The organism is Candidatus Scalindua japonica (assembly GCF_002443295.1).
Taxonomy (GTDB): domain Bacteria; phylum Planctomycetota; class Brocadiia; order Brocadiales; family Scalinduaceae; genus Scalindua; species Scalindua japonica.
In genome coordinates this window covers 16,633-40,529 of record NZ_BAOS01000047.1, presented here as the reverse complement: position 1 = coordinate 40,529, position 23,897 = coordinate 16,633, and the positions used below count along the sequence as shown (strand labels likewise).

Below are 23,897 nucleotides of genomic sequence, written 5' to 3'. Positions count from 1 at the left end.
TTTTATTATCCCTCTTGAATTTTAGAAGGAGCTACAAGTCCTCCCGAAACAATCATTTTCATGCCATCTTCTACAGAAAGGTTCGTATGCTGTATTTCATCAAATCGGACAATAAGAAAAAACCCTGATGTAGGGTTCGGGCTGGTCGGCACAAACACCTTATAACAGTTTTTACCCTTTGCATCCTCTATTTTACCGGTAATGAAACCGATGACTCTAATCCCTGGTTGAGGGAATTCTACCAGCACTACGGATTTGAATGCCACTCGATTAGGGTCGATAAACGCATTTACGACCTGTTTTGATACGCCGTAGACTGTTTTTAAGAAGGGGACCCACATTATTATTTTTTCCCCGAATGCTATTAAACGACGTCCTATTATATGAGTGGCAAAGAGTCCTAATCCGTATATTAACAGGATAAATAATACAAGCGATATTCCCCATGCCAGAATCGGATGAACATGGTCCCAATACTGTGAGGTAATTTTTACCATGTTACCTGCGGATATTTTCATTAAAAATCGCAGAAAAAACAGAGTAATTCCTATTGGTAGAATAAATAGAATTCCGGCAATGAGATATTTCCGCAGATGATGTTTCATTTGTAGTTTCATAATAACATATTAACTAAAGCAAGAAAGGAATTTAAAATTTTTTCATTATCGGGAAATAGCAATTACAACCACTTCTTTCTTCTAAAATAAAACAACATGAATATGCCGGTAACTGATATTACAAGCAAAACTAATGGATAACTCCATTTCCATTTAAGTTCAGGCATATATTCAAAATTCATCCCATAGAGACCGGCGACAAAGGTCAGGGGTATGAATATTGTGGCAATAATCGTCAGTACCCTCATGACTTCGTTAGTCTTGTTACTGATACTTGACAGGTAAAGATCGAGCATACCGGTAAGCATGTCCCGAAACGTCTCAATCGTATCAATCACCTGGATTGTATGATCATATACATCCCTCAGGAATACCCTGGTTGGTTCATTAATTAACTCCAATTCTCCTCTTTCCAGGCTACTTACTAACTCTCTTAAAGGCCATACGGCCTTACGAAACAATAACATTTCCCTTTTCAGGTCATGAATATCGTGCAAGGTCTCTTTTTCCGGTTCATTCAAAAGCTTTTCTTCAATATTTGCAATCTGTTCTCCTGTTTTTTCCAGAATGGTGAAATAGTTATCAACTATAGCATCTATTAAGGCATAGATAAGATAATCAGTCCCGGATCTTCTAATGCGGACCCTTCCGTTTTTAATCCTTTCTCTGACGGGGTTCAAAGCATCTCCTTCCAATTCCTGAAACGATATAACAAAGTTTGGACCAAGTACCAGGCTAATCTGCTCTAACTTTATTGTATTGTTTTCTTTGTCAAAATATGGCATTTTCATGACAAGAAAAATATAACCTTCAAAATCGTCCAGTTTAGGACGCTGCTCTGTATTCACGATGTCTTCCAGCACAAGGGGATGAAGATTAAAATGCTTTCCTATTTTCTCAATTATTTCAATCTGATGAATACCATCGATATTTATCCAGGTTACAGTAGATGTATCTTTAAAAGGAAAGCACTTTTCAACTGATTTTACCTCCCTTTCCCTGAAATCTGTCTGATCATAATCAAGAATGGTAATCCTTGTCTTTTCTGTCCTCTTTTTACCTACATGGACAAGAGTACCTGGTGGAAGACCCGCTTTTTTTGACCGTTTTTTATTAAATCGTGGCATTCAATTCATCTCCTATTCACCGGCTTCTACATAAATATTTTTTTTGAAAACAACATCATTTTCTATAATTCCAGAGAGTTTGTAACAAAAAATATACTATTTTCCAATAACGATAAAAAGTAAAAAATTAGCTTGACTAGAGAAGACTGTGTGGTTAATTTTATGGAGTTGTTTATATCATTTTCCTATCTATGCCAGCAAAATAATTAGAGTATACAAAACATTGATAAAAAAGGTAAGTACCAATATGATGAAAAAGCTTAAAAAATTTGAAAGAGTTATAATCATAGCTCTTATTGGCATGATGATGTTAGTTGTTTTTGTTTCAACCGTGAGGCTTGGTTGGTGGCTTATAACAGAAATGATTGCACCGCCATTTCTGATGTTTAACATAGAACAGCTGTTTGTAATCTTCGGCTTCTTTCTGATGATCCTCATTGGAATTGAGCTTCTGGAATCACTGAAGGTATATATTAACGAAGATAAGATACACGTTGAAGTGGTTTTCACAATCGCCTTAATCGCTGTTGCACGGAAGGTCATAACACTAGAGATAACAAAGCTCCCTCCCATTACGCTTATTGGAATTGCGGCCATCATCATAGCCCTGGCAGTAGGATACTTTCTGATAAAAAAAGCTCATACTACAGACTAATCTAAATAAGCATATGACAACCACTTTCAACACCTCATGACCTTTTACAATGTTAACCTTATAAATATCAGAGTATATATTTTTTTAGTTACATTGAGCACTTCGCCGTCTACATTGCAGTCGTTTCAAGATATCCACATCACATTATCTGAGAACAGCGCCATTCTTCTATAAGACACACGGGGAGTTCATATCACGAATCTTATGGAAAAATGCCCAGTTCCATATAAGAAATCGCAATCTTGTGAATTGCTTTGATGAAGGACGCTGTTCTCAAGTCAACGCCTTCAATGTGTTGATTTCTGATCTCGCGGATTTCATTGTATGCAACACTCATCGTGTCTTCAAGGCTGGAGTTTACTAATGTCTTTTCTTCCGGGCCGTGAACCAGCTGTGTTACTTCCTCTTCAGAAAACCTTTTTCCGGTAATCTTCTCGATGGCTATCATTAAATCCTTGCGGCTATTCTCCTCAAATCGCCTCCCCACGCGACCAAAACGGACATGAGACAGGTTATTAAGCCATTCAAAATATGAGACAGTGACCCCGCCGGCATTCAAATATGTATCCGGGATAATCAAAGCTCCTCTTTTCTTGAGAATATCATGCGCCGCCGGAGTAACTGGGCCATTTGCAGCTTCCGCGATTATTCTGGCTTTAATATGATGAACATTCTCACTCGTAATCTGATTTTCAAGCGCGGCAGGAACCAGAATATCGCATTCCAATTCAAGCGCGTCTGCAGGGTTCTTTATCGTCGCAGCACCAGCAAAATTAAGAATCGAACCGTTCTCGTTACGGTATGATTCAACTTTTTCTACATCCAATCCTCTGGAATTATGTATGGCGCCCGCATATTCTGCGATACCTGTGATGATGGCCCCGCCTTCCTGCAGGAATTTTGCAGCATGATAACCGACATTTCCAAATCCCTGAACCACAACGGTTTTTCCTTCCAAACCGGGTGAAATCCCAAGCAGTTTCATGTCTTCCCCAAAATTGCACGCTTCACGCAGACCATAATAAACACCCAGGCCAGTTGCTTCTTTCCTTCCGTACATTCCGCCCTGTTCGACCGGCTTACCGGTTACACACGCAAGAGCGTCAAGCTTATCAGGAGTTAACGCGTTGTATGTATCGAGGATCAACGCCATTTCACGTGCACCCGTACCATAGTCCGGTGCAGGGACGTCTATCCCGGGACCAATAAAGTTCTTACGAATAAGTTCATATGTATAACGTCGCGTGATACGCTCAAGTTCACTCACCGAATACATCTCGCGGTTGATTTGAATACCACCTTTTGCTCCGCCAAACGGCACATCCATAACAGCGCACTTATAGGTCATCAATGCGGCAAGCGCCATTATCTCATCTTCATTCACCAGGGTACTGTAACGAATTCCACCCTTTGTTGGTAACTTATGATGGCTGTGTTCTGCCCTCCACGCATGTATAGTCTCTATCTTGCCGTCATCTCTTTTGAGGGGAAATGTCATATGATAAACACTGTTGCAAATCTTAATCTGTTCCAGAAGGCCGGGTGGATAGTTTGTATATCCTCCAGCCTTGTCAAAATTGAGATTTACCTGTTCAAAAAAAGGTAATACGGTTTCCATTATATTTGTCTATTGAATTCTTGTTGATAATTTTAGTTAGTGAAAGTGAAGACTACAGAGTATCTCCAAAGCACGTTCCCATTGATCGAGCGGACCTGACCAATATATGATTTGAAGGAACCAGTCTGACTCCTTTTGCTACGAGTTCCAGAGATACTTTAGTAAAATTACTCCCTTTTACCCCTACCATATTACCAAATTCTTCATTATTTATTAAATCAATAGTCTTTGTGCCCAGTTGCGATCCCAATATTCTGTCAAAAGGTGTTGGAGCACCACCCCGCTGAAGATGTCCCATCACAACAGTACGTGTTTCAAGATCAGTAATTTTTTCCAGCTCTTCGCCAAGAACAAAACCTATTCCACCAAGACGAACAGGCTCTGAACTATCTTTTACTATCCTCTGTACAATTACATCTCCTCCCTGCGGCCTCGCTCCCTCAGCTATAACGACAATACTGAACCTCTTGCCCTTCTTATTTCTTTGCCTTACTTTCTCTGCAACAATATTTATATCATAAGGTATTTCGGGAATCAGGATAATATCCCCCCCGCTGGCAACTCCGGAATAGAGTGCTATCCATCCAGCCCTCCGGCCCATAACTTCAACAATCATCACTCTATGATGGGATTGAGCGGTAGTATGGACCCTGTCAATCCCTTCCGTTACGATTTGCACTGCAGAGTCAAAACCAAAGGTTATATCCGTACCTTTAATATCGTTATCAATCGTTTTGGGAACACCAATTACCGGTATGCCATCTTTAAAAAAATTGTTGGCGATACCCAAGGTACCATCTCCCCCCACACAAATCAAACAGTTAATGTTGAGTTTTTTAATGTTTTGTTTAACCGATTTTGATAAATCTTTATATTCTGTTTTACCTCTTTTTATTACCGGATAGTTATAAGGGTTAGCCCTGTTTGATGTCCCCAGTATTGTCCCTCCCAATGTAAGAATTCCGGAAACATCGTCATAACTGAGCGTTTTATATTTGTTAAGAATAAGCCCTTCAAATCCATCCTCAATGCCAATGACTGTCATGCCATGTTCAACTATAGCTTTCTTTACGACTGCTCTAATAACCGCGTTTATCCCGGGGCAATCACCACCACCGGTAAGGATAGCAATGCGTTTTTTTCTCATGACATCTCCTGTTAATCGTTTGTTGCGTTATTATAAAGAGTAGATAATCAAACTGTATCATATTCGTTTATTAAAAGTTTTTGATTAATATTTACTTTAGGAATATATAATAAAGTTGGTATAATTTATAATGAATTATAAATATATGAGAATATACCTATAAAAGAGGTGCTTGCTCTTTGTAGGCTATGGTAATGTTTAATGTGATATGTATATGAATAGAGATATTTTTTCAGGATTATATTAACCCGGCAATTAAATATGTATACTATCTTGCTGCTTATCTATTCTTAACTAGCATTTATGTAAAGTTTTACGTTTTCGTATGGTTCGCGTATTTAATTGTCGGGTTAATATTTTCAATACCGGCCTGCCTTTTTAAGGTTTAAACATTTTACCTATATTTATAAAAACAGTAAAGGAGAATCCGGGGAATTTGTACGTAAATAAATAATAAAAAACATATGGGCATGAGGAATACATTATCAAGTTTACCAAGCATTTAACGTTATCCAACAAAATCGATTTCCCTTATTTGCAAAATAACATACCTTTCACCATCCATAATTGAGTCAAGAAACATGAGGAAATTTGCATCTATAATTATCATTTTCGTTTACCTGTCATTTAACACTTCCAAAGCTGGACTTTGTAGTCAACCTGCTGATTTTAATGATATAAAGTTAAAACAAACAGAGTTCCAGGAAAATATAAAGGATATTCTTGGACGTAACGGGCAAGATATAACTAATCTTGAATCAAACGTAAACATTCTTAAAGAAGAAATAAAGACATTAAAAAAGACAAAAGACAAATTAATTGAAAACAAGGTAGAAGGAGAAGTTTTAGATTTAGTTACAAAACAAAAGAGCATTATTGAAAACAGGATTGATACATTAGATGAAACGATAAGAATCAAGATGGAAATGAAAGGAGTTGCCGGTATTTTAGAAAAGGAACTCAAAATTTTTCCAGTTCTGACTGATAAGAAAAACAAGGCAAGTGAAGAGGCCGCTTTATTACCCGCATCTCAATTTGAAAGCATTCAAAAAGAAACAGAGCTGCTTAAGATTCGTTTGGAAGCAATCCAGGCAACCGTGAAAGAAAAGGAAGCATATCTGTTAACATCAAAAACATCCATTGATGCCTTAAAATTGAAATCGGAAGAAGAAAAAAAGAGACTCATTGACAAACTAAAAGCGCTCACAAATCAAAAACCATCAACACAAGAGGATTCTTACCAAAGTGAAAACAGGAAACGTCGTCTGGAACATGAAATTAAATTACAGGACGAAAAAATTACTTTGTTACTGGCACAAACCGGGCTGGCAAGGCTTAATCTGCAATCAGCCGAAATCCAGAAACTAAATACACAACTGGAAATTGATGTGAAAAGCGAGATTGTTTCCCTCTTATCACAGAAATTTAAAGAATCGGAAACTCAGAGGAGGGAAAAAGAAGTAGAAGAGGCAAAGAAGCTTGAAGGAGAGAGAAGGAGGATAGCGGAAGAAGAAAAGGCAAGGGCAGAACTAGAGAAGAATATAGCGTTAAGGAAAGAAGAGGTCGCGGTACAGAAACAATTAGAAGAAACGTCCCCTGAAAAGAAAAGGGTTCTGGCGGTAGAGGCGGATCTCCATAAGCAAAAGGGACTTATTGCGACAATGAAGGATGAATTAATTACTACAAGCAATGAAAGTCACAAAGATCGTTCAGAATTCAAAAGAATACAAAGAGATATTGAAGAAATACTTGGAGGTGAAAACACCCCCCATGAAATTGCTGAAGAATTGAATGTTGTTAATACTATATTAAAAAATCTACAGGATAAGATACAATCAGTTAAAAGCCTGTTGGTTGCTGTAGAAAAACAGAAATCTATCATAAGTGAAAGTTTAAGGAGTGCAAGTACTGAGTTAATATCTACGATACCCGGAGAAAAATCAAGCATAGAGAAGGAGGCAGAAGGTTTTTCAGACAAGGCACTGGGAGAGCAGTTAATTAGACTTGCAAGGCTACGTGTTAAACATATCGAAGAACAACACAGTCTGGTAGAGACAAAGATTGAAAGGCTGAACGAGAGATTCGAATTAAACAAAGTTTTATTAGAGAGGCTAACGGAATCCCAAAAAACCATTTCGCAGATACGGGCTGCAAATGTCTGGGCAAGGAGGGAAAGCGGAATATCAACAAAAACCGTGATAGTGGGTTTGTCTGACATAAGAGTTATTTGGCACAAACCTTTTGATTTATATAAGGCGTCTGTGCAGAATTATAAGCAACTGCGGGTTTATTTATCAGATAAAAAGAATATACCGGTGTTCGTTGTAAAACTGTTAATCATCATAATTGTTTTGTTTCTGGTTTATTTTATCAGGCGTTATCTTAAGAGATGGGCGAGACAAGAGATAACAAGATATACCGCAATAACACCCCAGACATTTTCCACATATAAGCTCATACCAGGTTTGTTGCGTATCATGAAGGGCGTATTGACTGTTTTCTTTCTATTTATTATAACTCTCACCATATCCCTTGTTATCCCTTCTCATGCACCCATCGTCCGATCACTCATTTATGGTTTGGCGGTAGTCACTGTTTACAAATTATTAAAGAGGTTCATTGTCCAGTCATTAAGCCCAAACCTGGGGAAGAAACGATGGGTAATGATTACTTACTCTTCTGCGAAGCATAGCTTCAAAGGCCTGAATGCAATGCTGCTCTTTTCCGCAATAGTAATTACATTAATTTTTGTTTTAGAGGTACATAGTTATAGAGAGAGCGTTATAGAATTATTGTGGTTTGTTTACCGGATAGTTATGCTATGCCTGCTCATATGGCTGGCTGTTGGTCAGAAGTCGTATCTACTGAAAATACTACCGTATCCTGAAAGCGCTCTAGGTAAGCTCGTTAATAAGACAATTAATCTTCTTTACCCATTATTTATTGCATTCATAATCCTGCTTTTTTCCATACGCAGTCTTGGTTATGTGCTTTTAACATATACCCTTATAGCAACGCTGATAAAGAGCATGTTTGTCGCCATCATTGCTTACCTTATATATCGATATATATTAAGGCGGCAATCTCTCTCACAGACAAAGAAGCTGCAACAATTAAAGATGCTTGAAACAAAAGAATCTGAAGTTGAAGAAAAAATAATCAAGTCCAGATTCAGTGCTTATAAGCATATATTAGATTATGGAACGGTAATAATCGCTGTAATTATCATTTTTGTGACATGGAATGATACCTTTAAAGATGTTGTGAATTCAGCAGCCGCGCCGGGGTTATTTCGAGAGATATATGAAAACGTACTGTACGTGTTTATTTCTATAAAGAACAGTCTGGCTTATAAATTTGTACTTGCCGAAGGCAGATATACAACACCTTTTAAAATACTTTTTGGTATATTAATCCTTGTGGCGGCCTTTATATCCGCCAGGTATTTAAAGAATGTCCTGCAAACACGGTTTGAAAACAAGGAAGCTTTGGGCGCTGGAGCACGGCATGCAATTTCATTCGGCATAAGGTATCTTATAATCGGCATTGCCGCATTAATAGGGCTAAACGTGGCAGGAATACCCCTGAGAAGCCTTTCTATTTTTGCTGGTGCATTTGGTATTGGAATTGGTTTTGGGATGCAGAATATCATTAACAATTTTGTCAGCGGTTTAATCCTGATGGCTGAACGCCCGATAAAGATCGGAGACATCGTCGAAGTTGACACGCTGTATGGCACAATAGAATACATCGGAGCCAGAAGTACACGAGTACGTTCTTCCCAGAATACACACATAATTGTACCTAACAGCTCTTTCCTTCAAAATAATGTTTTGAACTGGACTCTCTCTGATAATCTGATAAGAACAAGCATTAAGGTTGGTGTTGTTTATGGATCGCCAACGCGAGAGGTCAAGCGTCTCATCAATAAAGCCGTAGACGAGCATGAAATGGTATTAAAAATACCTGAACCCGTTCTGCTTTTTACTGATTTTGGAGACAACTCTCTTCAATTTGAGGTGCACTTCTGGATAGTCGTGAAACGCATGTTTGATAGACGGAGAATAGAAAGCGAACTTCGCTATCAAATAGACGATCTCTTTCGTGAAGTAGGTATCGTAATCGCATTTCCGCAGCGAGATGTTCATCTTGATAGTCATAAACCTATCGAGGTCAGAGTAGTTAAAGACGGAGATACAGATAGTAAAACCTGTAAGGATAGTGATTCAACCGCCGGTTAATGTTTGAAATATAAATTTTTTGTGGTCAGTAACAGTTCAAAATAGCGTAAAAAGACTACAAGTGAAAAAAATTTTTCTCTTGTCCAGGTTGGCGATTGACGTAGCGATTTATTAACAGGCATTCATTTAAAAGTATTTTACAATAATCCAATAAGAGGGGCTTCTGCTAATGCAAATATTAACATGGACAGCCATCGCTTTCTGCATTTCTCAATCCGCGATGTTTTCAGGGCTTAACCTGGCTTTCTTCAGTATTACAAGACTTAATCTGGAAGTAGAGGCTTCAACAGGCAACAAAAGCGCTAAAAAACTCCTCGCGCTTAGAAAAAATGCGAATTATTTATTAACCACTGTGTTATGGGGTAATGTAGGAGTTAATGTACTGTTGACGCTTCTTTCCGGTTCCGTTCTATCCGGTATAAGCGCATTCTTTTTTTCTACTTTTATCATAACGATTTGCGGTGAAATCATACCACAGGCCTATTTTTCGCGAAACGCCCTTAAGATGGCCTCTTTGCTCATGCCCATATTCCGAATATATCAAATAATTCTTTATCCAATTGTAAAACCTTTCGCAAAGCTTCTTGATCTCTGGCTTGGGCAGGAGGGCATAGAGTATTTTCATGAAAGAGGCTTGCGTGAAGTAATAAAAAAACATGTGAAAGCCAGTGATGTTGATATCGACAGGCTAGAAGGATTGGGAGCACTGAACTTTCTTGATATCGATGATCTTCTTGTCAGTCATGAGGGTGAACCTGTTGATCCTAAAAGTATCATTAAATTATCTCTTTCAAATGGTTTCCCTGTTTTCCCTGAGTTTGAAAGAAATCCATCAGACCCTTTTCTTCATCAGATTCAGTCTTCCGGTAAAAAATGGGTCATAATAACTGATGAGTCAGATGAGCCTCATCTTATCCTTGATTCAGACGGATTTCTCAGGTCTGCCTTGTTCAGTATAAAACCTTTTCAGCCCTATGCCTATTGCCATCGCCCTATTATTGTAAAAGATCCTCATATTGAATTGGGTAATGTAATATTGCAATTGCGAGTCAAGCCGAAAACCGCGGAAGACGATGTTATTGACCATGATGTTATCCTTGTCTGGAGTGATGAAAAACGTGTAATTACCGGAGCAGACATACTTGGACGCTTATTAAGAGGGATAGTAATCCAATCGAGAAAATAGTAATATGTTTTACGGTATAAAAAGTTTTCTGGAGACACCAGAAGAAATGGCATGAATATGATGCAAAATAACCTATCACAGAATATTGTACCTGTGAAAGTAAGCTATTCCTTCATGAAAATAATGACTTTATCCAGCCTTGTAATAGATCTCCATAATGACTGGACAAAATCTATTCCGTACGCGCTTATAGACCATAATCCGGGGCATCCTCATAAAACAGCATATGACAAAACAAAAATATTTGCCAGGCAATCAGGATTTGTCTCTATCGTGGATACTGATAAACTGACCAATACCCTTTCTTATAACCTTCTCTTGAACGACATCCCTGCGTTGACGTTTGAACTGTGCGAACCCTATCTTATTAACGAAAGAAACGTTAAATATGGATTGGACTCAATAACGAGCATCCTGTCTCATCTGGGTATGATGGTTCCAGAGAAAGAGCGTTTCAGTTATCCCGCTCCAACTGCTTACAAAGCGGGAAGGTTGCTCAGATATTTTGATAAGCCATACAGTTCCAAGAGCGGTATTATCAGATTTATTGCCAAACCAGGAGGAGAGGTCAACCATTTGCCAAGATTGTAAATGCATTTGGAAAACATCAGGAAACGATTGTGGCGATTAATGATGCCATTGTCCTGGGTCATTCTGATTCATCTGTTGTTTTCCCCGGTATGCCTATAATGGCATTCGGTATAATCTGAAATGGGTTATATATTTTTGTCCACTTTGTTAAAACGCTCCTCACTTGCCTTTAAAATACGGTCTTACATTTCGCCGTATGAAATCCCGGCAAATTTAGCCATTTTTGCCAGGTGCCCATCCCAACACCAGCCCGGATTCGGATTTGCTTCAAGCAGCCTTGGTGTTCTATTTGCGTCCAAACGCCAGTCAAATCTCGCATAATCACGGCATTCAAGTCTCTCGAAAAGTTTAATACAGCTTGCAACCAGAAATCTCTCTGTCTCTTCAGGTAAATTTGCGGGAACAGAATCTATCTTGCTCTATTAATCAGATAATGGGAACGGTCCAGCCCAAAGACATTTTTGAATCCGCATCTTGCCAATTCCAGGGTGTGACGTCCCTGTCCACAGCATAAATCCAGAATCACACTCTCTGTTGAGGGAGACAATATTTCCAGGAACAGATCTATTTCAGTTTTTGTCACGGCTTTATCTTCTACAACATCACCATCTGTTCTTTAATAATTGGCATTGAAAATTTCTCTCCACCAATCAGCCTTGACATAGCTTTCAAGATTTTCAACAGGGCCTATTGATTTTATAGTCCATTGTTTCGTAGTTTTCCGATTTTAGATTTGGGTTTTTTAATCATCATTTATCAGTTAATCTCCTGTATTTTAGATTGGTCCGTATAAACTGTTCGTGTTAATAAGATCTACTGTGAAGTAGCAGTGCCTTTGGCCAATCATAATCAGATAAACCTGGAGGAAGATTCATTTTACTAATGACATAACACACCTCCTTCATCTTATGGGATTTATTAATAAAGCCAGACGGATATAATCCCGTGTATACCCCGTCATGCCGTTTAGTAAATTTTTTATATTTTCTTTTCAGGTCTAATTATATAAATACCCTTTAAGAGATATTTTTGTATACCCGTAGACCATCAAATTCGTCTCTGTACTCTCGATAGGCTGAAAGCTTTTTGTTTTTTTTAAGTTTTTTCTCGTTTCTCTCTCTTTCCAGATAATCTTTTTTTTAAATGTTCTTCTCATATTAATCCTCCGATTTTGAATATTCGTTTCGCATGCGCCCTGCTCTATAAGCAGGGCGCCTTTTGTAGATCTCTACTTTTCTTTTTCTTCATCATTCCCTTCGTTATCGTCTTCACTTTCATCATCTTCATCTTCACCTTCGCCTTCTTCCTCATTCTCATCGCCATCATAGCCCTGATAATCACCTAAGAAGACTGATGTTTCTAGAGACGATAACTGTTGTTCAAATCGTGATAGTTCTTCTTGATATTCTGTTTCTGGCGAAGAGAATAAAGGTCTTATAGTAAAAATGCTAATTGTAAAAACAAAAAGTATAGATAATACTAAGTTCACGAATGATATTCTCATTTTTCCCACCTTTCTTAAAAAGATAAAATTATTACATTCAAATTTGTATATAACAAACAGCATGCCAGATTTTAGTATTTTTTTATAGTATTGCATACCAATGGCTTATGTATTTGTGATAGTAATTTGTTATTCTGAAACCAATAATTTGGAGTAAAAGTGCTATGTCATTATGGCCATGATAATAGATATTATTCACTTAAATACGTCAAAATGATGATTTTTTGTGCATTTATAAAAAAGAATGTATTAATTAATGTTATTTCAGAGAAGTCAGTGATTTGATATTTTATGATAATATGGAAAGATGTACGATGATTTGAGATTAATATTGCAATTGCGAGTCAGGCCGAAATCCGCGGAAGACGATGTTATTGACCATGATATTATCCTTGCCTGGAGTGATGAGTTAAATATTGGTACCTAAAATGGCCATAGCAATGGTATGAGTAGTACTGCCAATCCCCAGAATATCAGGTTAAGCGGCGCGCCAACACGGGTATAGTCCGTAAATCGATAACCTCCGGGGGAATAAACCATCGTATTTGTCTGATATCCAATCGGAGTTGCAAAACTGGTAGAAGCAGCAAAGGTTATCGCCACCAGAAACGGTCTCGGATCTACATTCATAGTTGTTGCAACAGACAGACCTATAGGAGCAAGTATTATTGCGGCTGCGCTGTTTGACATCGATTCAGTAAGTATAGCTGTTATTATGTACAGAACTGCCAGAACCACAACAGGACCCAGGTTCAGAAAGGGACTCAAGATTGTATTTGTCATCCAGAGAGCAGCTCCACTCTGCTCCATAGCAAGCCCCAATGGTAAAATACCCCCAAGAAGAAAGATAATTTTCCAATCGATAGCTTCGTAGGCCTCCTCAAGAGTAAGACAACGGCCTAAGACCATGCCAATAGCGCCTATCAAAGCAGCAACCAGAATGGGAATAATATGTAATACGGTTAAGGTTATTACGGTAAGAAACACAAACAATGCGACGATCGCCTTATCTTTTCGTACATACAACTCCGTTAATTCGTTCGTTACGATAAGATCACGGGATTTCAGGAGCCTGGACACAACGTCCTTACCTGCCTCAAGGAGCAGTGTGTCTCCATCTTTGAGATTTATCTCTGCCACACGATCTCGTATAATCTTTCCACGACGTTGTACTGCAAAGACAATACAGCCGAAACGACGAAAAAATTCAAATGTTTGTAATGTATGATCTACTAATTTTGATTGCGGTGGTATAAGGACTTCAATCAGCTTAATTTCATCAGAACTGATCTTTTTATCATCCATCTTTGCCTTCGCATGTAAGCGTAATTTATATTTATCCTGCATGGCAATCAGTGTATCCATATTCCCATGAAGCAGGAGAATGTCACCCTCTCTCATCTTGGTCTTTGGGGGCTTTGTTGTTGCCTTATCATTTCGTATGAACTTAATAAGGTTTACTTTTTCATTCTGTTTCAGCTTGCTCTTTATCCAGGTTGTACCAATGAGCGATGATTTCTTTGTTACCTGCAGTTCAGCAAGATAATCGGCAAGATGATACCTGTCCACCTGCTGCTCTCCAGCCTTACGCTTCGGGAGAAGCCCGCGAGCTGATATCAGATAGATTATGCCAACAACAGTCATAGCCAGCCCCAATGGTGCAAACTCAAAAAACGTGAAAGCATCCATGCCTTTGTCAACGGCGATCGAGTTAACGAGGATATTGGTAGAAGTGCCAATCAATGTACATACTCCACCAAACTGGCTTGCAAATGATAGCGGCATCAATACCCTGGACGCAGAAATCTTCCGCGATTTTGCGAGTACGATTGTAATAGGAATAAATACCGCTACTGCGGCAGTATTTATCATGAATGCCGACAGGAAGGCTATAGCTATACAGATAACAATGATGAGCCGGGGTTCGGTTTTCCCTGCCAGGCGGTCCAACCGGCGCGCAAGCCACTCGACCAGGCCAGCACGATCTAACCCTGCACTTAAAACAAACATGGCAACGATAGTCGCGGTTGCCTGATTAGCAAAACCATAGAGTGCCTGATTGTGGCCTACTAATCCCAGTATAATTAAAGCAAGCAATACACAGAGGGCTATCAAGTCTACCCGTAATTTTTCTGTTATAAAGAGGATCATTGCAGCAACAACCACTACAAGGACCATGATGGATTGCAAATCGGGCAATTAAAGTAACCTCCTGATTAAATGTAAACGAATTTCAATGCGTTACCCTTCAATTCCCTCCTGAAGATGTTGAGTAGGGATTCAGCAGGATCCCCACCACCTCTTTCGGAAGGGGAGATGGTAAGGGAGTATCTAAAAACATCTATGTAATTTTTGAACAAATATTATAACAGAATACCCCAAACTGACAATTCAAAATCAGCAAAAAGGTTTTTCCTGTGATTTTTCTTGACTAAGCTTTTCCATAAAGATAGCGTTGTGTTTCGTCTCTTTGCCTAACTACATAGTGTAACACCATATTTATTACAATATTCATGATTAAACAGACTGGAATACGCGTATGAAAAAGTTATTTGTTGTGGCGAAAGATTTTCTGGGTTGGCATTCAACAAAGAAATTATTTGAAGCACGGTACAGGATTTTTTCCGCTTCTTACTTTGCCCAGGGACTTGTGTTTGGAATAACAGGCATTGCATTCCCGATCTATCTGCAAAGGCAATTTAATTTAACAATGGGCGAGCTTGTGTCAATGACAATATTGATGCAATTCCCATGGTTTATAAAGCCATTCTGGGGTTTTATTTCTGATCATATTCCAATATCCGGTAGGCGCAGAATACCGTATGTTATTATCTGCAGCTTTATCGTATTTTTAAGCTCAATTGCCATAGGCAGTATCGTACAATCCTATTGGATGTTTGTATTTGCCGCATTTTTCCTGAATTTTGGATTTGGTTTTACCGATGTTGCATGTGATGCGCATGGTGTTGATATGTGTAAAAAAGATAACCGTGAAGAGGGGATGATACAGGCAATAATGTGGGAGACAAGGAGTTTTGGAGCATTTCTAAGCGGTATAGGAGGAGGAATTCTGATAAATTTCTTTGGAGAAAAAATCACTTTTGTGGTGATGTCACTTGCCCCTCTGACTCTCTGTATTGTCGCTTTCAGTTCTTTGAAAGAAGAGGATAAAAATGTTCATTCCACAAAAGACTGGGGCCACCTATTCAAGAGATCATCTTATGAAGGTTCAGTAAAGTTTTTGATTGCCGCGGCTATTTTTTTGTTCATCTTGAATATGGCTCCCGTTTTCAGCCCCAGCGCATTGCAGTATTTTATGGGAAAGATACTTGGTTATTCCCCTTTTATGCGAGGGATAATAAGTGCGATTGGCGCTTTTGGCGGATTTCTGGGATTACGCTATTACCGGGAATATATGCGAGAAGGGGACATAAGAAGAATACTGAAATTATCACTTCTCCTTGGAGCGGGAATCAACTTGACATATGTCTGGACCGTTTATTTCTATCCTTTACTGCTTTTCATTTTTATAATTGGTGCTTTCGTTTCTATGATCGGGTTTGTCTGTTCAATGAGAGTTGCCGTGCGGGCATGCCCGAAAGGGATTGAAGGGACGGTGTTTGCGGTTATGATGAGTTTATGCAATATTGGTTCAATGGCTGGTGCGTGGGTAGGAGGGAGAATTTTTGACTTTTTTGCGGTTGTAAAGTATGTTGATGGCGAAGTAGTGTATCAGGAACCGGGACACGGTTTTGCCTGGATGGTAATTATCTCTTCTGCCATGAGCCTCAGTCCTTTATTATTTCTGCGGCTCTTGAGAGAGTTTAAAACAAGTGATGTTAAAAATGCTTAAATTTTTATTATTTTCCCGGAAAATAAATTTTTCATGGAAAGCGTTGGTGTAGAAAAAAAGTAACACTGGAATATAAAGAGATGACAAATAGTAAGAAAAAAACCATTAGCAAAATCTATAACCCAAATATACTCAATTTAAAAGAGGCAATAGAGGTTTCGTTTGAACCAAAACGAGATCCTCATGTTCATGGGCTTAACGTTAAAGATATCAATCGTCTTATGAGTGGAAATCGACAGGGAAAAATTGATTCTGATGAAATATTGGTGGATTTAAACGGTACATTGGGAGAGCTCGTAGTGGGAGCAGCCATAATGGCAGGCAGGATAACAGCCCATACAGGCAAATATGTAATTACGAATGGGAATCCTATAAATATATTACGATATCGTGGTATGCAGGTCTGGTGGTTACGTGAATTGATAAATACCCGGGATGTATTTGTCGTTGTCAAATGTACGGAGTGCGCACGAAAGGGTATTAATTCGGTTGAAAAACCCTCCCTGATTCATGGAGAAACACTGGGATATTGTTTTGAAGGGAGGGAAGTTGATCTGGTCTTGACTATATTAGAATCTGAACAGGGTATTGTTCTCCCTGAGAAATCAGGAACACTCATATCTCTGCTGTTTGGTGCTGTCAGGGAAGGACATCCATATGCCTTTCCGGACCTTCCTGATGATTATATGTTTAAGATTGTTGTCAGTGAAGAATATAAGGATATTGATTTAAAGAAAATATTTGAATGTGCCCTTCAATCAATGAGTAATGCTCTGGATATTAACCTCATGGTAACATTACTTGGTGAAGGAATCGATGCTATAGCAGGAGAAAAGGGGGAAACCCGTAGGGATGTGAAGATTGCTATTCTCTGGAGAGAGCGTCATGAGGATCTTTATAATGCATTCAAGATGAATGGTTTTGATGTGGGTAAAAAAGATTTTTTTAAAATAGGCAGAGAACTGAAAGAAGGTTCAGGCAGACTTACTGAAGGAAATATTGAATGGGTATTACATGATGACTGGTCGCAGGGCATTGAGATAGCTCTCGGGGATATTGATCTGCTGATTGGTTCCGGAAGGATGCCGGGTGCCCTTAACAGCGCCTGGCTTGTCACAAAATATGGAGGTAATTTTTCCGGCATACCTATCGCGACAGAGTATCTTTATCAGGGTGAGGCGAGAACTCATTTTGATACTATTAATAATTTTTCACCACGCGAGCAAACAAATGCGAAACGATTCAACCTTGATCTGATCGATGCTGTTACCGGTCAAAACAAAATCTGTACTCACCAGGACTTGTTCAAAGGTGATCTCCGTGAAAGCGTTATGGCTATAGGGATAATCAAAGATAATCCCTGCCTGGGTGGAGAAATTCAAGGAGTACGGACTGATGATGAGACAGGGAAGACGATGGTGAATGTGTTATGGCTCGGTTCCAAAGAGAAAAAGATCATTAATCTGGAGTTAGAGTTTGAGACAAGTATCTCTTATTACCTGACAAAGATTCGGGAATCCGGACAAGATGACAGAAATGCAGATGACCTCTATCACTTGAGTCTTGCCTATGCGGAATTTGGAAAATGGAAGAAGGCCGCACAAACCATTCAAAAAGCGTTAAAGTATTCAGAAGAAAACAATTTAAAAAAATTCAAGAAAAAAATAACTGCCGCGCAGTTATATATTAAAGGATTAGAAGCATTTGGTCTGGGAAACCCCAAAGTCGCTAATAAAAAAGCTGCAGAGTTTTTTCAAAAAGCATTGGACGGTATTGACCATGAAGATTCTCTTCATATACGTCGTTTCCTCAGAAGAATAGCTCTTGATAAAATGGATATGGTCATTCAAAAAGCGGAGGATCTCTGGATAAAGGGAGTCGAAGGAAAAAATAAGGCCCTCAATTATATCCCTGAATCCTTTACATTCTGGAAGGAAGCGTATAAATATACCGGCAATGAGGTTGGTTTGATGGAAAGATACAACGAGCTTAATCTCTGGGAAATAATCCATAATTATCATGATGAGATTGTCAGCACGTGGCAGAGAAAAAAGTTCCCGAAGAAGGAAAAATTAAGACTACAGTTCAGATTAAAAAAAGCCTATGAGGTATTTGTAAAACTTCGGAAAACAAGAATAATCAGTGAATACGAAAAGGAGCTACATAAAAACCAGGGTGATATCTGGATGAGTTATCTCCTGGTTACGGTCTTTAGAGAATCACCTCCATCAATACGGAATGGAATGATTAAAGCCTTTCTTGATCTTCTTACCAGTATTAATGAGGAGAAAAATAACCAGATAAGAGAAGGACAGATTAACATCCCAACACTTGCTTCCCAATATGAAGCCAGGTACGGGCTATCTGGAGAAAGGGTTCAGACGCTTATCGAGTATCGGAACAAGCAGGATACTGGAACGATCACAAATATTTCACAACTTTTCGAAATTCCGATTCTCCTGGAAAATGATTTCATTATGCGGTTTTTGTCTGCTCTTATTCCAACAAAGAAACAACTTCAGAAAGCAGATGATGTTTTAGTGGAGGTAGAGACAAAATTTGTCCGCCCAACCAGTTTAACCATTGAAGAACAGATAATTCACCAGGAGAAACAGAGAGAGAAAATACAACAGGAACAACATAACGTACTGGACTATAACCTGGAACAGGGTATCTTCCTTTTTGAGGCAGAAATAAATGCTTATCATGCCCGAGAACTGATTGTATTAGGACATCCCGGAGGAGCGGAAGAGTATCTGTCAAAGGCTATTGAAGCTTTAGATCGAATGATTGATAAATCTATTGGATACCTGCCTTACGTCTATCAACAGAAAAACAAGGTCGATCTTTATAAAGAGTTTGGAATGCGACTAAAAAGTATAGAATTATTGAAGAAAGGAATCAAGGCTCTCGATGAAGTACTGGATCCGGATAAAAGAAGAAAACGTTTTGGAAAAAATGCCGGGGCTGTGGGAGGTCAGGACATCATCGCGTTAAGGAGAATGGGTGAATTGGGCCAGATGATTAAGAAATTAGAGAATAAATAGCGATGTATGGAAATCACATTTTACAAGGTAAACGGGATAACGTTGAGGATTTTATCCCGTAGTTGTACCTGGTTACAGAAAAACGTATTGAGACGGTGATACCGTATCATAGAATTGTTCCAACTCAACTACCGATAAAATCCTCAACGTTACGAATTATATTTCTTGCAACTATCTGCGAGGTGGCTATGATACACGAATATAATTTTTAAAAAGGAGAAAAAATGAAAATTGGTATTTTATCCCGTAATGCTCGACTTTATTCCACGAATCGCCTGGTAGAAGCGGCGCAGAAACGAGGACATAATGTAAAAGTGGTTGACGTGCTAAACTGCTATATGAATATTACGGCCAATCTACCTACTGTCTTTTATAAGTCAAAGGATAAGAAGGAAAGATTAAAATTTGATGCAGTCATTCCTCGCATTGGAGCATCGGTCACTACGTATGGTACCGCTGTGTTACGTCAATTTGAGGTTGGTGGTGTTTATTCGGTCAATGAGTCAGTGGCTATTTCCCGTTCACGCGACAAATTAAGGGCTCACCAGCTTCTTGCCCGCAAAGGAGTTGGCATGCCGATGACGAGTTACGCGCATTCCGCAAATGCTACCGAAGATTTAATCGAATTTGTGGGAGGAGCGCCATTGATTGTTAAAGTGTTGCAAAGTACACATGGTGGTGGTGTTGTACTGGCTGAAACTAATAAAGCCGCAGAAAGTGTGATCAATGCTTTTCGTGGTCTGGATGCGGATTTTCTTGTACAGGAATTTATCAAAGAATCAAGCGGTTCTGATATCCGTTGTTTCGTTATCGGTGATAAAGTCATTGCCGCCATGCTGCGACAGGCAAAAGAGGGAGAGTACCGTTCAAACCTGCATCTGGGAGGGACTGCCACCATTGTGAAATTAAGACCTGATGAAAGAGCATTGGCCGTTCGCACCGCTAAAGTCATGGGCCTTGATGTCGCTGGTGTGGATATTATTCGCTCAGCGCATGGACCTCTGGTACTGGAAGTCAATTCATCTCCGGGACTACAAGGTATTGAAACCGCAACAGGAAAAGATGTTGCGGGAGCCATAATAGAATATATCGAGAAAGATGTGTTAAAGGGTCCGAACAAAATGAAAGGACAGGGATGATAATATGTCAATCTCCATGACGAACGACATAGTCATCGGCGGTATTTCCATTCCACCGGGTGCACGTAAACGGGTAGGGATTAAAGTCGCAAAACTCTATGATTATACAGAAATGACTATTCCCGTAGAAGTCTTGCGTGGAAAAAAAGACGGTCCGGTTTTGTTTGTATCAGCAGCCATTCACGGTGATGAAATCAATGGTATAGAAACAATTAAACGTTTACTTGCACGAAAAAGCATACTTTCAGGAATTAGAGGAACATTAATTGCGGTTCCAATAATAAACGTTTTCGGTTTTCATCAGAAAATACGATACTTGCCCGATAGACGTGATTTAAACCGATGTTTTCCTGGATCCAGGTCCGGTTCCCTTGGAGGACAGATTGCTTACATTTTCATGGAAGAAATTGTAGAAAAATGCACTCACGGCATAGATTTGCATACAGGTTCCATGCATCGTACTAACTTACCACAAATCCGTGCTTCTACTGATGACTTTGAAACGAAACGTCTCGCTCTTGCTTTTGGTGTTCCGGTCGTTCTGAATTCCAATTTGCGTGACGGATCGTTAAGACAGGCTGCCGCAGATAAAAATATACCAATGTTGCTCTTTGAAGGAGGTGAAGCGTTGCGCTATGAAGAAAAGGTCATTCGTTCTGCACTGCGAGGGATCATTTCGATTATGAATACCATTGGTATGATTGACCAGAAAAAAATCAACCTCAGACCACGTAAAAAAGAAGTGTTTGTAGCCAGATCCAGTCATTGGATACGCGCACCGCACAGCGGGAGCCTACGAATCAGGAAAAGGTTAGGAACCATGGTAAAAAAAGATGAAATACTTGGCGTCATCTCTGATGCATTCGGGCAGGGCAGGATAAATGTAAGAGCAAGAGAAACCGGAATTGTTATAGGTATGAATATGTTACCACTCGTTAATAACGGGGACGCTCTATTCCATATTGCCACCTTTGAAAATTCCAAAGTTGTTGAAGAACAAGTAGAATTTTTTGATGAAACGTTAGAAATAGACGATTAAAAATATCTGATAGATTTGAAAAGAAATAAACCAGTTTTATGGATTGTAATACCAAATGTGAAAAAATAGAGTTGAGTGGAATCAATCAGATGGTAGAAAAAAAGAGTAAGTATAAACAAAATATAAACAAGATAGTTGTTGGCTGGAGAGAGTGGGCAAATCTTCCAGAACTTTGCATACCTGCCATAAAAGTAAAGATTGATACTGGTGCAAAGACTTCCGCACTGCACGCGTTTGATGTAAAAGCATTTCATAAACACGGAAAACATTACGTTCAATTCAATATCCATCCATTGCAAAACAACAATAAAATTATCAGAAAATGTACAGCAGAACTGGCTGACGAACGGGTGATAAAAAGTTCAAATGGCCAGGAAGAGAGTCGTTATGTTGTCCGTAGTGATATTCAAATGGGAAGTTTACGTCAAAACATTTTTATTACTCTTACTAATCGGGATTTTATGAGTTACCGTATGTTACTGGGGCGTGAAGCAATGCGTTTACTCATAGTGGATCCCTCTATGTCATTCTGTCAGGGACGGCTTACAAAAAAGGATTCTTTAGCTATTTACAAAGTAGATGTCAAACCGAAAAAAAAGAGAAAAAAACATCTGTAACTGTAGTTAAAATAATGGGGTCTTGTGGATAACCTCCAGTCAAATAGAATAGTATAAAAGGAATGGCAAAAGGAAATATTTCTTTTTATTTCAATATCTCAACTTTGATCAAGTTGGTAGAACCTGCAACGTCTGTTAGAATACCTGCGGTAATAACAACCACATCACCGGTTTTTACTAAACCGGACTGTAATGCCTGCTCTTTTGCCTGTTCTATCATTTCTTCTGTATTCTTATATCTATCTGAGAGTATGGGATATACCCCCCAAACTAAATTGAGACAGCGAACTACCACAGGGTCAGGACTTAAAGCGATAATTACCTGGTTCGGACGATTGGATGCAACCATTCTGGCTGTGCTACCGAATTGAGTTGGAGTAAGAATAGCCATTGCTTTTAAATCGTTAGACAATTCTGAAGTAGCATGGCAGACAGCGCTGACTATAGATTCGGGTTTTTCCTCATCTGGTCTATAATATTGATGTTTTAATACACGGCTTGACTCTGTAGCTTCGATGATCTTAGCCATAGTACGTACTGTTTCCACTGGATATCTGCCAACCGTTGTCTCCTCCGAAAGCATTACAGCGTCGGTGCCATCTAAAACGGCATTCGCCACATCATTGGCCTCGGCACGAGTAGGTCTGGGATTTTCTACCATAGATTTTAACATCTGAGTAGCCGTAATAACCGGCTTTCCTTTTTGATTGCTTTTCAGGATTAACATCTTCTGTACCATCGGAACTTTCTCTAAAGGAGTTTCTACCGCCAAATCTCCCCGTGCGACCATTATTCCGTCAACCGTATCTATGATTTCATCGATTTTTACAAGAGCCTCATGTTTCTCAACTTTTGCTATTATCGGGACTTGCCTGTTGATGTTTTTTAAAAATTCTTTCATCCGCACAATATCTTCTTTACTGCGAACAAAGGACATGGCAACGTAGTCTACCCCCTGCTCTAATCCAAATTTCAAATCTTTGTGATCCTTTTCCGTAAACGCCTGGACTGATAAAGAACTTCCCGGTAGATTAATGCCTTTATGGGAAGAAAGTTCACCTCCAACCTGAACTTTACAGGTCACATTTTTGGCATCTGTTTTTACAACGCAGAGTTCAATACTACCATCAGCCAGGAGTATCCGGTTACCAGCCTTTACCTCTGCCGTTAATTTTGGATACGATACGAACGTCTTGTTTTCATCCCCCAGCACGTCTTCATTTGACAAGATAAACGTCTGTCCAGCCTCTAAACAGACTGAACCATCTTTAACTTTTCCAACCCTGATTTTGGGACCTGCCAGATCCTGTAGAATAGCGATTGGAACCTGTTTTTTTTCTGAAACAGAACGAATCTTTCTTATTGTCGCTCCGTGTTCTCCGTGAGTACCATGCGAGAAATTGAGACGTGCTACATTCATACCCGCGTCAATTAATTTTCCGAGCAGATCTTCTGAATCACTTGCCGGTCCAATAGTACAGACAATTTTTGTTCTGCGCATTTTTTGTCAATGTAA

18 protein-coding genes and 1 pseudogene are annotated in these 23,897 nt (G+C 39.1%); 9 read left to right on the top strand and 10 right to left on the bottom strand.

Going from position 1 to position 23,897, the window contains the following annotated elements; genetic code table 11:
• Positions 1–5: 5 nt before the first annotated feature.
• Complete coding sequence (locus SCALIN_RS21320; protein WP_162532464.1) at positions 6–605, bottom strand: DUF502 domain-containing protein; 600 nt, start codon at positions 603–605, stop codon at positions 6–8.
• A 74-nt stretch (positions 606–679) separates the two neighbouring features.
• Positions 680–1,744: a magnesium/cobalt transporter CorA gene (gene corA / locus SCALIN_RS21315; RefSeq protein WP_096896451.1), complete on the bottom strand. Its 1,065-nt coding sequence runs from the start codon at positions 1,742–1,744 to the stop codon at positions 680–682.
• A gap of 247 nt (positions 1,745–1,991) precedes the next feature.
• Between corA and SCALIN_RS21310 the strand changes: the two genes are divergently transcribed.
• Positions 1,992–2,399 carry a phosphate-starvation-inducible PsiE family protein gene (locus SCALIN_RS21310; protein WP_096896484.1) on the top strand — a complete coding sequence of 136 codons (408 nt, stop codon included), beginning with the start codon at positions 1,992–1,994 and terminating at the stop codon, positions 2,397–2,399.
• 202 nt (positions 2,400–2,601) lie between these two features.
• Here SCALIN_RS21310 and SCALIN_RS21305 read toward each other — a convergent pair whose 3' ends face one another.
• Positions 2,602–4,017, bottom strand: a complete 1,416-nt coding sequence (locus tag SCALIN_RS21305; RefSeq protein WP_096896450.1) for a Glu/Leu/Phe/Val family dehydrogenase — start codon at positions 4,015–4,017, stop codon at positions 2,602–2,604.
• A gap of 52 nt (positions 4,018–4,069) precedes the next feature.
• The gene (locus SCALIN_RS21300; protein ID WP_096896449.1) at positions 4,070–5,164 is read right to left on the bottom strand and encodes a 6-phosphofructokinase; all 1,095 of its coding nucleotides are present in this window, start codon (positions 5,162–5,164) and stop codon (positions 4,070–4,072) included.
• Between the two features lie 581 nt (positions 5,165–5,745).
• Between SCALIN_RS21300 and SCALIN_RS21295 the strand changes: the two genes are divergently transcribed.
• From SCALIN_RS21295 to SCALIN_RS21285, 3 genes are all read left to right on the top strand, one after another.
• Entirely contained in the window at positions 5,746–9,405 is a 3,660-nt protein-coding gene (locus SCALIN_RS21295) for a mechanosensitive ion channel domain-containing protein (protein WP_096896448.1), read from the top strand.
• A gap of 163 nt (positions 9,406–9,568) precedes the next feature.
• Positions 9,569–10,591, top strand: coding sequence for a DUF21 domain-containing protein (locus SCALIN_RS21290; RefSeq protein ID WP_096896447.1), 1,023 nt, complete (start codon positions 9,569–9,571; stop codon positions 10,589–10,591).
• 114 nt (positions 10,592–10,705) lie between these two features.
• On the top strand, positions 10,706–11,182 hold the full coding sequence (locus SCALIN_RS21285; RefSeq protein ID WP_162532463.1) for a M14 family metallopeptidase: 477 nt from the start codon (positions 10,706–10,708) through the stop codon (positions 11,180–11,182).
• 182 nt (positions 11,183–11,364) lie between these two features.
• Here the strand turns inward: SCALIN_RS21285 and SCALIN_RS21280 are convergent.
• The 5 genes and pseudogenes from SCALIN_RS21280 to SCALIN_RS21265 all read right to left on the bottom strand — a co-directional run.
• Positions 11,365–11,598: pseudogene (locus SCALIN_RS21280) on the bottom strand (methyltransferase domain-containing protein); the annotation flags it as partial.
• The gene (locus tag SCALIN_RS22955) at positions 11,592–11,708 is read right to left on the bottom strand and encodes a class I SAM-dependent methyltransferase (protein WP_420885453.1); all 117 of its coding nucleotides are present in this window, start codon (positions 11,706–11,708) and stop codon (positions 11,592–11,594) included. The pseudogene SCALIN_RS21280 and the gene SCALIN_RS22955, both read right to left, overlap by 7 nt.
• Before the next feature lie 471 nt (positions 11,709–12,179).
• Positions 12,180–12,338 (bottom strand): hypothetical protein, encoded by a 159-nt coding sequence (locus tag SCALIN_RS22490; RefSeq protein ID WP_162532462.1) that lies wholly within the window; start codon positions 12,336–12,338, stop codon positions 12,180–12,182.
• A 72-nt stretch (positions 12,339–12,410) separates the two neighbouring features.
• Positions 12,411–12,671: a hypothetical protein gene (locus SCALIN_RS21270; RefSeq protein ID WP_162532461.1), complete on the bottom strand. Its 261-nt coding sequence runs from the start codon at positions 12,669–12,671 to the stop codon at positions 12,411–12,413.
• A 438-nt stretch (positions 12,672–13,109) separates the two neighbouring features.
• A complete protein-coding gene (locus SCALIN_RS21265; protein ID WP_133112144.1) occupies positions 13,110–14,885 on the bottom strand; it encodes an SLC13 family permease in 1,776 nt (591 codons plus the stop codon).
• Between the two features lie 340 nt (positions 14,886–15,225).
• Here SCALIN_RS21265 and SCALIN_RS21260 point away from each other — a divergent pair, with 340 nt between their 5' ends.
• From SCALIN_RS21260 to SCALIN_RS21240, 5 genes are all read left to right on the top strand, one after another.
• Positions 15,226–16,539, top strand: coding sequence for an MFS transporter (locus tag SCALIN_RS21260; RefSeq protein WP_096896442.1), 1,314 nt, complete (start codon positions 15,226–15,228; stop codon positions 16,537–16,539).
• 80 nt (positions 16,540–16,619) lie between these two features.
• Positions 16,620–19,586: an FIG domain-containing protein gene (locus SCALIN_RS21255; RefSeq protein ID WP_096896441.1), complete on the top strand. Its 2,967-nt coding sequence runs from the start codon at positions 16,620–16,622 to the stop codon at positions 19,584–19,586.
• A gap of 224 nt (positions 19,587–19,810) precedes the next feature.
• Positions 19,811–20,725, top strand: coding sequence for a 30S ribosomal protein S6--L-glutamate ligase (gene rimK, locus SCALIN_RS21250; RefSeq protein WP_096896440.1), 915 nt, complete (start codon positions 19,811–19,813; stop codon positions 20,723–20,725).
• 4 nt (positions 20,726–20,729) lie between these two features.
• Positions 20,730–21,764 (top strand): succinylglutamate desuccinylase/aspartoacylase family protein, encoded by a 1,035-nt coding sequence (locus SCALIN_RS21245; protein ID WP_096896439.1) that lies wholly within the window; start codon positions 20,730–20,732, stop codon positions 21,762–21,764.
• A gap of 38 nt (positions 21,765–21,802) precedes the next feature.
• Positions 21,803–22,381: an ATP-dependent zinc protease family protein gene (locus SCALIN_RS21240; RefSeq protein WP_203415612.1), complete on the top strand. Its 579-nt coding sequence runs from the start codon at positions 21,803–21,805 to the stop codon at positions 22,379–22,381.
• An 85-nt stretch (positions 22,382–22,466) separates the two neighbouring features.
• Here the strand turns inward: SCALIN_RS21240 and pyk are convergent, their stop codons facing one another.
• Positions 22,467–23,882: a pyruvate kinase gene (gene pyk, locus SCALIN_RS21235; RefSeq protein WP_096896438.1), complete on the bottom strand. Its 1,416-nt coding sequence runs from the start codon at positions 23,880–23,882 to the stop codon at positions 22,467–22,469.
• Positions 23,883–23,897 lie beyond the last annotated feature (15 nt).